The sequence below is a fragment of the Sorangium sp. So ce1335 genome (assembly GCF_051521615.1).
GTDB lineage: Bacteria > Myxococcota_A > Polyangia > Polyangiales > Polyangiaceae > Sorangium.
Genome location: NZ_CP150363.1, coordinates 1,874,316 through 1,887,911, shown reverse-complemented (window position 1 = coordinate 1,887,911; position 13,596 = coordinate 1,874,316). Strand labels below are relative to the sequence as shown.

Genomic DNA, 13,596 nt, shown 5'->3' with positions numbered 1-13,596 from the left:
ACCAGCGCGCATCGCCATGCCTCGATGCGCTGGAGCGATGGGAAGGATGGGGGCTGACGACGTCTCAAGGAGACGTCCCCGAGGAGCGCACAGGCGAGTTCCTGGCCTGCCGCAAAAGCGCGGACTTCCCAGCTCGCACGCCCGCGACTCGTGCTTTACATTCCCGCGAATCACGCGAGGGGGAAACGCGTATGAGCCGGGCGGAAGCGACGGAGATCCACCGTTGCGGTCGCTTCCTGCTGCGCAGGCAGACGATCGACGGCAGGACGGTCGTGCAGAAGACCGTGCGAGGGCGCCATCCGCCCCAGGGCACGGCGGCGCTCCTGCTCCGGGAGCACGCCTTCCTGCGCCGGCTCGACGTGCCGGGGGTCGAGCGGCCGCTCGCGCTGGAGGGCACGGAGGACGCGCCCGTGCTCGTCCTCGAGGACGCCGGCCCCGAGGACCTCGACCGGCGGCTCGCCCGCGGCCCGCTCGCGCTGGAGGCGTTCTTCCAGGTCGCGATCGCGCTCGCCGACACCTGCGCGCGCGTCCACGGGCGCGGCGTGGTCCACCGCGCGATCGCGCCCGGTCGCGTCGTCCTCGGCGCCGACGGGCAGGTCACCCTCGTCCACCTCGTCGACGCGGCCGAGCTCACGAGCGTGCCCGGGGCCGTGGAGCTCGAGAAGCTCAGGGCGCTGCCCTTCATGTCCCCCGAGCAGCTCGGGCGCATGAACCGGTTCGTCGACTGGCGCTCCGACCTGTACGCGCTGGGCGCGACCTTCCACGCCATGCTCACCGGCGCGCCGCCGTTCCGGGACCGCGACCCGCTCGCGCTCGTGCACGCCCACATGGCGCGGAGCCCCGCGCCCGCGCACGTGGTGAGCCCGCACGTCCCGCCGGCGCTCTCGGAGATCGTCCAGCGGCTGCTCGCGAAGATGCCGGAGCTGCGGTACCAGAGCGCCGAGAGCCTCGCCGACGACCTCCGCGAGGCGCTGCGGCGGTGGTCGACCGCGGGCGCGATCGCGCGGTTCGAGCTCGGTCGCCTCGACCTCGCCCGGGGGCTCCCGCTGCCCGGGCGCCTGTTCGGGCGGGAGCGCGAGCTCGCCGCGCTGCGCGGCGCGCTCGAGCGCGTGTCGCGCGGCGCGACGGAGCTCGCGCTGGTGACCGGGGAGGCAGGCATCGGGAAGACCGCCCTCGTCGAGGCGCTGCGGGACGTCGTCGCCGAGCGGGGCGGTCGGTTCATCGCGGGCAAGTTCGATCTGCGCGCCGCGAACGTCCCCTACGCGTCGGTGGCCGAGGCGCTCTCGGGCCTCGCGGCCCCGCTCCGGGCCGACCCGGAGGAGCGCCGCGCGGCGCTCAGGGACGCCGTGGGCGAGCCGGGCCGCGCGCTCGGCGAGCTCTGCCCGGCGCTCGCCGGGCTCTTCGGGGCCCTGCCCGAGCTGCCCGCCGTGGATCCGATGCGCGCCGAGGGACGCTTGCTCCTCGCCATCCAGGCGTTCGTGCGCGCCGTGGCCGCAGAGCGGCCGCCGCTCGCGATCTTCCTCGACGACCTCCAGTGGACCGACGCGGCGTCGCTCCGCGTCCTCCGCGCCCTCGCCGCGGACCCGAGCAGCAAGCATGTGCTCCTGCTGGCGGCGTACCGGCCGAAGGAGGTCGGCCTCCTGCACCCGCTCCACGCGACGCTCGAGGAGCTCCGGGACGCGCAGGTCGCCCCGATCACCCGCCTCGCGCTCGCGCCGCTCGACGTCGAGGCGATCGTGGCGCTGCTCGCCGACGCGCTCCGCTGCGAGCCCGCGCCGGCGCGGCCGCTCGCCGAGCTCCTCCTCGCCAAGACCGCCGGTAACCCCTTCTTCCTCCGCCGGCTCCTCCGATCGCTCCAGGAGCAAGGGCTCCTCGCCTTCGACGCAGGCCGCGCGACGTGGACCTGGGATCTCGGCCGGATCGAGCGGGTCGGGGTCACCGACAACGTGGTCCAGCTCATGACGGAGTCCGTCCGCAGGCTGCCCGGGCCGGCGCAGGAGCTCCTGCAGGTCGCCGCGTGCATCGGCAAGCGCGCGGCGCTCAGGACGGCCGCGGTCGTGGCGGGCAAATCGATCGACGAGGCGACGGCGGCGCTCGGGCAGCCGCTCCGCGAGGGGCTCCTCGTGCCCGACGACAGCGCGCGCGGGCGCGAGGCGGAGCTGGCGGTCCGGTTCGCCCACGACCGCGTCCAGCAGACCGCCTACGAGCTCGCGCCGGAGGAGCGGCGGAGGAGGCTGCACCTCGCGATCGGCCGCTTCCTCGAGGCCTCCTGCGACGGCGCGGACGGCGCGCTGTTCGACGCCGTGGACCAGCTCAACCTCGGCGCCGCGCTGCTCGGCGAGGGACAGCGCGACCACCTCGCTCGGCTGAACCACCGCGCCGGCGTGAGGGCGCGCCGCGCCGCGGCGTTCGGCCCGGCGCTCGAGTACTTCCGCAGCGGCCTGCGGCTGCTGCCGGAGGGCCCCTCGCGCTCGCACCACGAGCTCTGGTTCTCCCTCCACTGCGGCGCGGCCGAGTGCGCCGCGCTGACCGGCCAGCACGCGATGGCCCGCGCGCTCGTCGACGAGGGGCTCCGCCGCACGGCGTCCACCGTCGAGCGGGCCGAGCTCGAGGCGGTCCGCCTCATGAGCGCGACGGTCACCGGCGAGCACGCGCTCGCGCTCGCGTGGGGGCGCGAGGCGCTGCGGGCCGACTTCGCCGTCGAGCTGCCCGCGGCGGCGCTCGACGAGGAGATCGCGGCGCAGCGGCGGGCGATCGCCGCGCGCCTCGGGGGTCGGTCGCCGGAGACGCTCGTCGGCCTGCCGCGCCTGACCAGCCCCGAGGGGCGGGCGTACATGAAGGTCCTCGCGGAGATGCTGGCGCCCGCCTGGTTCGCGGACCGGAAGCAGCTCCAGCTCCTCACCCTGCTCGGCGTCCGCTTCGCGCTGGAGCACGGCAACTCGAGCGAGGCGATCCTCCCCTACGCAGCGCTCGCGATGTTCCTGGCGGCCGAGGGCGCGCTCCAGAGCGCCGAGGGCTTCGGACGGCTCGCCGTGGAGCTCGCGCGGCGCTTCGAGGACCGCGCCCAGGAGACGATAGCGCTGTACATGTACAGCGACTTCGTCCGCCCGTGGATCGCGCCGCTCGCGTCGTGCGCGGCGCGGAGCCGCGAGGTCGTCGCCCTCGGCGTGTCGTCCGGCGAGCTCCGCTTCGCCTCCTACGCGCACACGGGCATCGTCGAGCACGCGTTCGCCGCGGGGGCGGAGCTCGATCGGGTGCTCGTCGATCTGGACGACGCGCTCGCGTTCAGCCGGCAGACCGGCAACAGGTCCACGCTGCTCTACCAGCTCGCCTACCGGCAGACGGCCCGGTGCCTCAAGGGGCTGACGAGGGGCCGCAACGTGGTCGAGGACGACGAGTTCGACGAGCGGGGCTTCCTCGAGGCAGCGCAGCGGGAGCCGCCCGCGATGTGCGTGTACCACATCCTGCGGCTCTATACCTCGTACGCCTTCCGGGACCGGGCGCAGGCCATCGCGCACGCGGACGCGGCGATCCCGCACATGCACTTCATCAGCGGCTACATCCCCGAGTGCCAGCACGCGTTCTTCGCCGCGCTCACGCTGCTCTGGCGGTGCGACGGGGCCGACGCGCAGGAGAGGGCCTCGCTGCTTGCGCGCGCGGCCGAGCTGCGGGGCGCCCTCCAGCGGTGGGAGCTCGGCTGCGCGGAGACCTTCCGGCCGAGGCGCCTCCTCGTCGACGCGGAGATCGCCCGCGTCGAGCGCCGGTTCGAGGCCGCCGCGGCGCGGTACGATGAGACCATCGAGGCGGCGACGCGCGCGGGGATGTTGCACGCGGTGGCGCTCGGCAACGAGCTGGCAGGGCGCTTCTATCACGGGCTCGGCCGGGCGCGGATCGCGGCCATGTACCTGCGCGCCGCGCGGCAGGCGTTCGACCGCTGGGGGGCCACGGAGAAGGCGCGCGCGCTCGCCGACGAGTTCCACCTCGGCGCGGGCGGCGAGGAGCCCGATCTGACCGAGGAGCGCCTGCCGGCGGCGGCCCTCGACGCGCTCAGCCTGCTCAAGGCCGCCGAGACGCTCTCGGGCGAGATCGTCCTCGACCGGCTGCTCGAGAAGCTGCTCGGCGTCTGCCTGGAGGCCGCCGGCGCGCAGCGCGGCGCGCTCGTGTTCGAGGAGGAGGGAGAGCTCTTCGTGCAGGCCGTGGGCCGCGCCGCGGCCCCGGTCTCCATCGAGCGCACGCCGCTCGCCCGGTCGCGCGACGTCCCGGCCAGGGTCGTCGAGCGCGCGCACCGGACGCGGGAGATCGTCGTGAGCGACGACGCGGCCGGCGATCCGGGCCTCGCCGGCGATCCTTACTTCGCCGAGGCCGGATCGAGGTCGGTCCTCGCGCTGCCGCTCCACCGGAAGGACGCCCGGCTCGGGGTCGTCTACCTCGAGAACGCGCTCGCCACGCGCGCGTTCTCGCGCGACCGCGTCCACGTGCTGGAGCTCCTGTCCGGCCAGATCGCGATCGCCCTCGAGAACGCGCGGCTCTACCGCGAGGCGCAGCGAGCGATCCGCGTGCGCGACGACTTCCTCAGCGTGGCGTCGCACGAGCTCAAGACGCCCGTGACCTCGCTGCGCCTCGGCCTCCAGTCGCTGCTACGCCGGGCCGACCACCCGCCCGAGGAACACCTCGCGCGCGCCCTGCACAGGATGGACCGGCAGGTGCAGCGGCTCGTCCGGCTGATGGACGATCTCCTCGACGTGACGCAGCTCCACACCGGCCGGCTGGAGCTCCACGTGGAGCCGGTCGACCTCGCGGAGGCGGTGGACGACGTCGTGGAGCGGCTCGGCGCGCGCATCGCGCAGTCGGGATCGAGCGTGAGCGTGCGCGCGGAGCCGCTGATCGTGGGCTCGTGGGACAGGAGCAGGCTGGAGCAGGTGATCTCGAACCTGCTCGACAACGCCCTCAAGTTCGGCGCGGGCGCGCCGATCGAGGTCACGGTCGCGCGCCGGGACGGCACGGCGGAGCTCGTGGTGCAGGACCACGGCATCGGCATCCCGACAGAGCGCCTCGCGCAGGTGTTCGAGCGGTTCGAGCGGGCCGTGTCGAGCCGGCATTTCGGCGGGCTCGGGCTCGGGCTCCACGTGGTGAAGAGCATCGTGGAGGCGCTCGGCGGGGCGGTGCGCGCGGACAGCCGCCCGGGCGAGGGGGCGCGGATCACGGTGGAGCTGCCGTGCGACATGCCGGCGGCGACCTGGGCCGAGCCGGCCGCGCTCGGCGGGCTGCGCCCCTGAGGCGATCCGCCCCCGGGGGAGCGCTACGGCGTGCGCGCCGGCTGCTGGGGGACCATCAGGATGAACGGCGTCCGCGGCTCCTCGCCCGGCGGCACGGCCTGCGGCGCGGGGGCGCCCTTCGGGCCGAGGCTCCGGAGGAACCGGTACATCGCGACGAGATCGCTCTCGTGCATGGTCACGTAGTTCAGCCAGGGCATCGGCGGGCGTCCGGCGGCCGCCCGGAACATCTGCACCCACGCCTCCTCGCTGAGGTTCTGGGCGGTGATCCGGAGGTTCGCCGCGTAGCTCGTCCCCCACGGGCCGCGGTAGCCGACGTCGTTGCCCGTCAGCCACTCCGAGGCCGGGAGCCTGCCGTTCGAGCGATCCCATCCGGGTGTGTGGCAGTCGTTGCACCCGCCCACGAGGATCAGGTACCGGCCGGCCTCCTCCGGGCTGGACGCCTTCACGTGCGGCGAGCTCTCCGACTGCGCGAAGGCCGCACACCCGATCATCGCCGCCAGCGCCGCGCCCGGCAGCCCGCGCACAGCCCAGCGCGCCGCGCGCGTCCGCACGGCCGCGGAGGAAGTCAGTTCATTTCGCATTGCGCCCCCCATGCCACCCATTCCATCCGGAGTGCAGCGAGCGTGCCGAGCAGCGGCGCGGCGCGCGGCGGAATGCGTCCGCCAGCGTCGGACGCAGAGCGTACGTCACGCACGACGCGCGCGTCACGCACGTTGCGCGCGTCGCGTACGTCGCGCGCGTCGCGTACGTCGCGCGCGTCGCGTACGTCGCGCACGTTGCGCACGTCACGTACATTGAGCGCGTCACATACATTGAGCGCGTCATGTAGGGTGCGCACGCTCACGGCGCGCGGGGGGCGCGGGATCGCCGGCGGGGCGCCGCGAGGAGCGGCCGGAGTCCGTTCACGCAGGCGAGGACCGCGGAGCCGTTGTTCATGAGCGTCGCCATGACCGGGTTCAAGAGCCCCGGGATCGACAGCGCGTACGCGACCGCGTTGACGGCGAGGATCATCGAGAAGTTCTGGTGGATGATGCCCATCGCGGCGCGCGAGACGTCGATCGCCTCGACGAGCTTCGACAGGTCGTCCTCCACGAGGACGACGCCCGCCGTCTCCCGGGCGATCTCCGCGCCCGCGGAGACGCAGATGCCGATGTCCGCGTACGAGAGCGCCGGGGAGTCGTTGATGCCGTCGCCGACGACCGCGACCGTGCGGCCCTCCTGCGTGAGCCTGCGCGTGATCTCGGCCTTGTCCTCGGGCAGCATCTCCGCGAAGAACCGCGTGATGCCGAGCTCGTGCGCGACCTGCCGGGCCACCTCGCGGCTGTCGCCGGTCAGCATCACGATGTCGTCGATCCCGCGCTCGCGCAGGCTCCGGATCGTCGCGCGGCTCTCGGCGCGGATCGCGTCGCGGTAGGCGATCGTGGCGACGTGCCGCCCGTCGACGGCGAGGAAGAGGAGCGACTTCGCCGCCGCCTCGAGCGCCCGCCGCGCGCCGGCGTCGGTGCGGCAGGCGACGCCGAGCCCCTCGATGAAGCGCGGGCTGCCGAGCTGCACGACGTTGCCGAGGACCCTCGCCTGCACGCCGCGGCCGACGAGGTAGCGCGACTCCTCCCGGTCCGGGATCGACAGCCGCCACGCGTCGGCGAGCCGCAGCACGGCCTGCGAGACGGGGTGGGTCTGCCGCGCGGACACCGCGGCCGCGAGCGTCGCCGCCTCGCGCTCGGAGAGGGCGTCGTGGACGAGGAAGTCCGTCACCTCGGGGACGCCGGAGGTCAGCGTGCCGGTCTTGTCGAAGACCACGGTCGACACCCGCGCGAGCTTCTCGAGGTAGGCGCCGCCCTTGATGAGGATCCCGCGGCGCGCCGCGGCGTTCATCGAGGCGAGCACCGTCGTCGGCGCCGAGACGCGCGGGCCGGTGCCGAAGTCGATCGTGAGGATGGCGGACACGCGGCCGAGGTCCCGCGTGGCCGCGAGCACGACGGCCGAGCACGCGAGCGCCGGCGGGACGAGCCGGTTCGCGACGACCTCCGCGTAGTTCTGCGCGCGCGTCTCCAGCGCGGGCGCGTTCTCGATGAGCCGCGCCGTGCTCGCGGCGGTCGTGTCGCCGCCCACGCGCTCGGCGCGGATGTAGAGCTTGCCGTCCTTGATGGCGGTCGCCGCGAAGCAGCGGTCGCCGGGGCCCTTGAGCACGGGCACCGACTCGCCGGTCAGCGTCTGCTGGTCGACGAGCCCCTCGCCGTCGACGACCGTCCCGTCGACCGGGATCACCGAGCCGGTGTAGGCGACGAGGACGTCGCCCACGGCGAGCTCTGCCACCGGGACCTGCACCTTGGCGTCGCCGCGGACCACCCACGCGAGGTCCTGCTGGTAGCCGAGCAGGCCGCGGATCGCGCGCCGGGCGCGGGCCTGGGTGAGGTCGCGGATGTGGTCGCCGATCGTGACGAGCCAGATGATCCCGGCGGCGTTGATCGCGTCCCCCGTCGCCACGGCGGAGGCGATCGCGAGGCTGTCGAGCAGGTCGACGTTGAGCTTGCGCTGCCGCACCACCGAGTCCCACGCCCGCTTGAAGATGGGCGCGCTCGTCGCGGCGATGAACGGGTACGCGAGCAGCGGCGAGGCGAGGCCGCCGAGCGACAGGAGCATCCCGGCGCTCGAGAGGTAGAGCGGGCGCCGCGCGACGGCCGCCGCGCGGCGCGCCTCGCGGGCGCGGCGCGCCAGGCGCAGCGCCCCGCGCGGGGCCGGCGCGGCGGCGACCTGGGCGGCGGCGCGCACGACGGCGGCGAGGTCCGCCTGCCGCGGGTCGTGCTCGACGACGGCGCACGAGGCGGCCTCGGCGACGCGCACGGACAGGACCCCCGGCACGGCGGAGAGCCCCGCCTCGAGCAGCGGGCCGAAGGCGGCGTCCCGGCCGAGGCGCGGCAGCCGCAGGCGGACCCTGCCGGGGATGGCGTGGACCACGTGGACGTGGTCGACGTCGCGCACGTCGCGCATATCGCGCGCGCCGTCTGCGCCGTGGGCGACGGGGACCGGCGCGGCCCCGCTCGACGCGAGCGCTGCCATCGTCACCCCGCCTCGCCGCCGGTGGGCGCCCCCACGCTCGCGAGCAAGCCCTGGATGCGGCCGTGGTTCAGCACGATGAACGCGTCGACGCCGTACTTGACCAGCGTGATCCAGTGGGGCGCGGCCGGGGAACGCCGCAGGAGCACCTGGAGCAGCCCGGAGCCGACGAGGAGCCCGGGGACGAGGAGCTTCAGATCGACCTGCGGCGGCGGGACGGTCTGCGACGCCGCGTTGAGCGTGTGCGCGGCCTTGACCACGAGGCGCGCCGTCCGGTCCGGGCTGGGCGGCTCGGCCGGCCCGGCGCAGCGCGGCGGCGGCGGCGCGAGATCGTCGAGGGAGCCGCAGGCGCAGCCCGCGAGCTCCGGGATCTCCGCGAGCTCGGAGAGCACGTCCTCGAGCGGGACGTCGGGCTCGTGCTCGACCGTGACGCTCGCGGCCCACGCGCTCGCCCGCGCGTCGACGACGCTCGGGCACCCGCGCGCGAGCTCCGCGATCTCCGCGGCCCGGGCCGGATCGCGGCGGAGGGCGGGGACGCCGAGGCGCACGCGCCCTGGAATGCAGTGGACGATGAAGACCCCTCGATCGCTCGGCATGACACACCTCCCGGCCGGCGGAGGCCGGGTCACCCAGGACAGCCTCTCTCCTCAGCCCGCGGGCGGCTCCACCTCGACGCGCGCCCCCGCGGACGCCGCGCCTCCGCCCTGCTGCTGCCGCGCCATCTCCTCCCTCACCTCGGCGACGAGGTCGGCGAACCGCTCCCTGCCCTCGCCGAGCGCGCCCTTGAGCGCCCCGAACGCCACGAGGCCGAGCTTCATGGCCCGCTTGACGGTCGGACGGGTGATCCTTGTCAAGCTGGCGAGACCAACACCGATGATGATGCCGAGCCCGAGGCGTTCCATCCCCCCTCCTCTCCTCGAATTCCACGACCGGCGCCGCCGGCTCGCGCGCTCGACGGAAGCGCGCAGGACAGCGACCTTGAACCACGGAGACACAGAATTTGAATCACGGAGACACAGAGGGCGCAGAGGGAGAGAGACAGGAGAAGAACTCCTGATCTCCGCGCCTCGACGCCGCCGGGATCTCCTGGGTTCTGGCCGTGCGGGGCGCTAGGGCCGCGCCGCGCCGGCGCTCCGCGGCCACGACCGGGACGGGCGTCGCCGCGCCGGAGCCGGGAGTGGATGAGGGCGCCTCCGAGCAAAAACCCCTGCTTCCGCCACTTCCGTGAGAGCACCCACAAAGGATTTGTAACACCCCAGTCGCCCGATCGCCATGTACATTTCATGTCCACTCGACACTCGACACTCGACCGCTGACTTCCGTGCTGGCAGCGTGTTCTGTCCGGGCCTCCGGGGAGCCGCGCGCTGCCTCGTCGGGGGCGCCGTCGAGCACGTCGGGCGGCGCGAGCCCCCGCCGCCCGGGCCGGGTGCGGGGACGCCCGGGCGCCGGCCTGCCCGTCGCTTCCAGGCGGCGAGCGACCGTGGTAAATTCGCGCACATGCAAGCGGGGCAGCACGAAGAGCCCGCGAAGGAGGGCGGCGGCTCTCTCCTCGCGGCGCTCCTGGCGGAGACGGGGGTCGCGCCGGCCAGCGACGCGTACGAGGGCGTGAAGCGGGGCGTGGAGGCCGCGCTGGGCAAGGCGGTCCGCCGGCCCGAGGAAGGCACGGCGATCGACAACGCCCTGGTCGACCTCTGGATCGCCGAGATCGACCAGCGGCTGTCGCGCCAGATCGACGAGATCCTGCACCACCCGGTGTTCCAGCAGCTGGAGGCCGCGTGGCGCGGGCTCAAGTTCGCGATCGATCACATCGACTTTCGCGAGAACATCCGCGTCGAGGTCCTCAACTGCTCGAAGGACGATCTGCTCGCCGATTTCGAGGACTCGTCCGAGGTGGTGAGGAGCGGCCTTTACAAGATCGCCTATTCCTCGGAGTTCGGCTCCTTCGGCGGCAAGCCGTTCGCGGCCATCATCTCGAACTACGAGTTCGGCCCAGGGCCCCAGGACATCGCGCTCCTCCAGAAGTGCGCGGCGGTGGCGACGATGGCGCATGCGCCGTTCCTGGCCGTCGCCGGCCCGCAGTTCTTCGGGCTCACGGATTACCGGAAGGTGCCGCACCTCGGCGACGTCAAGGCGCTCTTCGAGGGGCCGCAGTACATGAAATACACAGCGTTCCGCGAGTCCGAGGACGCGCGCTACGTCGGCCTGCTCCTCCCGCGCTTCCTCCTGCGCTTGCCGTACGGCGCGAGCACCGTCCCGGTCAAGGCGTTCTCGTACGAGGAGGACGTCGTCGGCAACCACGCGGCGTATTGCTGGGGCGCCCCGACATACGCGATGGCGACCCGGATCGCCGAGAGCTTCGCGCGCCACCGCTGGTGCCTGCACATCATCGGGCCGCAGTCGGGCGGCACGGTCGAGGGGCTCACGCTCCACGAGTACGAGTCGCTTGGCGCGATCCAGACGAAGATCCCGACCGAGATCATGCTGACCGAGCGCCGCGAGTTCGAGCTCAGCGAGGAGGGCTTCATCGGGCTCACGTTCCGGAAGGACACCGACAACGCCTGCTTCTTCTCCGCGAACTCCGTGCAGAAGCCCAAGTATTTCGGCCAGAGCGACGAGGGGCGCGCCGCGGAGGTCAATTACCGGCTCGGCACGCAGCTGCCGTACATCTTCCTCGTCAGCCGGCTCGCGCACTACCTCAAGGTGATGCAGCGCGAGCAGATCGGTACATGGAAGGAGCGCGCCGACCTCGAGCGCGAGCTGAACGGCTGGCTGAGCCAGTATGTCGCGGACATGGATGTCGTGTCGCCCGCCGTGCGCTCGCGCAGGCCGCTCCGCAAGGCGCGGACCACGGTGACCGAGGTCGAGGGGAGCGCGGGCTGGTACCGGGTGCACCTCGAGGTGCGCCCGCACCTCAAGTACATGGGGGCGTACTTCACGCTGAGCCTGATGGGAAAGCTCGACCGGGAGTGAGGTAGGCCGCCCTCCCGGACGGACGCGCGGGCGCGAGCCTCGGTGGACGCCGCGGTCCGTGCCCGCGCGACGCGGGCTTCCGCGGCCGCGCGATGCGAGGAGCGCGACCGCGCGTCGCGCAGCCGTGGTAGAGCGCGCCCCATGCGCACGCAACGACAGCCTGGAGCTCTCCTCGCGATCACCCTGGCCTTCGCCGCGCTGCCGGCCTGCGGCCCCGCCGCGGGCCCGCCGCCGCTCCCCGCCGGCGGCGCGAAGGCGACGCCCGCGCCGCCGCCGCCGCAGGGGCTGCCGGTCGTCGAGACGAGGCTCGAGAACGTCGGGCTCGACGAGGCCGCGCTCGACCGCGGGGCGAACCCCTGCGAGGACTTCTACCAGTTCGCCTGCGGCGGATGGCTGGCGAAGGCGGAGATCCCGGGGGACGAGCCGTACTGGATGCGGAGCTTCAACGAGATCGAGAAGCGCAACGAGGCGGAGCTGCGGCGCATCCTCGAGGAGGCCGCGCAGGCCGGCGACCGGGATCCGGTGAGCAAGAAGATCGGCGCCTACTACGGGGCGTGCATGGACGAGGCCGCCGTCGAGGCCGCCGGCGTGAAGCCGATCGCGGATCTGCTCGCGAAGGCGCGGCGGGTGCGCGACGCGAAGGGCGTCGGGGCGTTCGTCACCGAGCTCCACGGCCGCGGCATCTGGGCGCTCTTCGACATCGCCGCCGCGCAGGACATGAAGGACGCGACGCGCGTCATCGCGCAGCTCGACCAGAGCGGGCTCGGCCTGCCGGATCGCGACTACTACCTGAACGAGGACGACAAATCGAAGGCGCTCCGCAAGACCTACGAGGAGCACGTCGCGCGGATGATGCGGCTCGCGGGGGCGCAGGAGGCCGCGGCGAAGGCGGCGGCGGCCGACGTGATGCAGATCGAGACCGAGCTCGCGAAGATCTCGAAGACGCGGGTCGAGCGGCGCGACCCGAAGGGCCTTTACAACAAGCTCGACCGGGCGGCGCTCGCGAAGGCGTCGCCGGATTTCCCGTGGGACGCATACTTCCAGGGGCTCGGCCGCCCGGACGTGAAGGAGGTCAACGTGACCTCCGTGCGCTTCTTCGAGGGGCTCTCGCAGCTGCTCAAGACGGCGAAGCCGGCTGCGTTGCAGAGCTACCTGGCGTGGCACGTCGTGCGCTCGATGGCCCCCGCGCTGCCCAAGGCGTTCGTCGACGAGAGCTTCACGCTGCGCGCGGCGCTCACCGGGCAGAAGGAGGAGCGGCCGCGCTGGAAGCGGTGCGTGAGCGCGACCGACGCCGCGCTCGGCGAGGTGCTCGCGCAGCCGTTCGTCAAGACGAGCTTCCCCGGCGAGAGCAAGCCGGCGGCCGAGGCGATGGCGCGCCAGATCAGCGACGCGTTCGCGCGCGAGGTCCGGTCGCTCGACTGGATGGATGAGGGCACGAAGCAGCGCGCGCTCGCGAAGCTCCAGGCGATGGCGTACCTCATCGGGTATCCCGACAAGTGGAGGACGTACGACTTCGAGGTCGATCCGAAGGCGTACGCGAAGAACGAGCTCGCCTCGCGCGCCTTCGACGTCCGCTGGCACCTCGGGAAGATCGACAAGCCGGTCGATCGCGACGAGTGGCAGATGAGCCCGCCCACCGTGAACGCCTATTACGACCCGCAGCGCAATCACATGGTGTTCCCGGCCGGCATCCTGCAGCCGCCCTTCTACAGCGTGAAATCGGCCGTGGCGGTGAACCTCGGCGGCATCGGCATGGTGGTCGGGCACGAGCTGACGCACGGGTTCGACGACGAGGGGTCGCAGTTCGACGCGAAGGGCAACCTCGAGGACTGGTGGTCGAAGGAGGTCGGCGCGGCGTTCCGGGAGAAGACCGGCTGTGTCGAGGCGCAGTATTCGGGCTACGAGGCGCTGCCGGGCCTGAAGGTGAACGGCAAGCTGACGCTCGGCGAGAACATCGCGGATCTCGGGGGCGTGAAGCTCGCGTTCATGGCGTACCGGGAGATGCGCAAGGGCGCGGCGGAGCAGACGGTGGCGGGCGGGTTCACGGAAGATCAGCAGTTCTTCCTGGCGCACGGGCAGGCCTGGTGCGGCAAGATGCGCGACGAGTCGCTGCGGCTGATGGTGCAGGTGAACCCGCACTCCCCGCCGCGCTTCCGCGTGAACGGGCCGCTCGCGAACCTCCCGGAGTTCGGCGAGGCCTTCAAGTGCGCGCCCGGCACGCCGATGCGGCCGACCCGGACGTGCGCCGTCTGGTAGCCCTCGTGTCCGCGCGTTGCCGCGCGCGGCCTCCTCG

The 13,596-nt window shown here is 73.3% G+C and carries 8 protein-coding genes; 3 read left to right on the top strand and 5 right to left on the bottom strand.

What is annotated here, in order from left to right; translation table 11 throughout:
* Window positions 1-191 precede the first annotated feature (191 nt).
* Complete coding sequence (locus WMF24_RS06960) at window positions 192-5,276, top strand: sensor histidine kinase (RefSeq protein ID WP_437735573.1); 5,085 nt, start codon at window positions 192-194, stop codon at window positions 5,274-5,276.
* 23 nt (window positions 5,277-5,299) lie between these two features.
* Here WMF24_RS06960 and WMF24_RS06955 read toward each other — a convergent pair whose 3' ends face one another.
* The 5 genes from WMF24_RS06955 to WMF24_RS06935 are packed head-to-tail and all read right to left on the bottom strand — an operon-like array spanning window position 5,300 to window position 9,235.
* Window positions 5,300-5,857 (bottom strand): cytochrome C, encoded by a 558-nt coding sequence (locus WMF24_RS06955; RefSeq protein WP_437735572.1) that lies wholly within the window; start codon window positions 5,855-5,857, stop codon window positions 5,300-5,302.
* Window positions 5,842-6,060: a hypothetical protein gene (locus tag WMF24_RS06950; protein WP_437735571.1), complete on the bottom strand. Its 219-nt coding sequence runs from the start codon at window positions 6,058-6,060 to the stop codon at window positions 5,842-5,844. Before WMF24_RS06950 ends, WMF24_RS06955 begins: the two co-directional genes overlap by 16 nt.
* 56 nt (window positions 6,061-6,116) lie before the next feature.
* A complete protein-coding gene (locus tag WMF24_RS06945; protein WP_437735570.1) occupies window positions 6,117-8,336 on the bottom strand; it encodes a heavy metal translocating P-type ATPase in 2,220 nt (739 codons plus the stop codon).
* Window positions 8,337-8,338: 2 nt separating this feature from the next.
* Window positions 8,339-8,929 (bottom strand): hypothetical protein, encoded by a 591-nt coding sequence (locus WMF24_RS06940; RefSeq protein WP_437735569.1) that lies wholly within the window; start codon window positions 8,927-8,929, stop codon window positions 8,339-8,341.
* Window positions 8,930-8,980: 51 nt separating this feature from the next.
* Window positions 8,981-9,235: a hypothetical protein gene (locus tag WMF24_RS06935; RefSeq protein WP_437735568.1), complete on the bottom strand. Its 255-nt coding sequence runs from the start codon at window positions 9,233-9,235 to the stop codon at window positions 8,981-8,983.
* 595 nt (window positions 9,236-9,830) lie between these two features.
* Between WMF24_RS06935 and tssC the strand changes: the two genes are divergently transcribed.
* Window positions 9,831-11,303 (top strand): type VI secretion system contractile sheath large subunit, encoded by a 1,473-nt coding sequence (gene tssC / locus WMF24_RS06930; RefSeq protein ID WP_437735567.1) that lies wholly within the window; start codon window positions 9,831-9,833, stop codon window positions 11,301-11,303.
* A gap of 141 nt (window positions 11,304-11,444) precedes the next feature.
* Window positions 11,445-13,559: a M13 family metallopeptidase gene (locus tag WMF24_RS06925; RefSeq protein ID WP_437735566.1), complete on the top strand. Its 2,115-nt coding sequence runs from the start codon at window positions 11,445-11,447 to the stop codon at window positions 13,557-13,559.
* Window positions 13,560-13,596 lie beyond the last annotated feature (37 nt).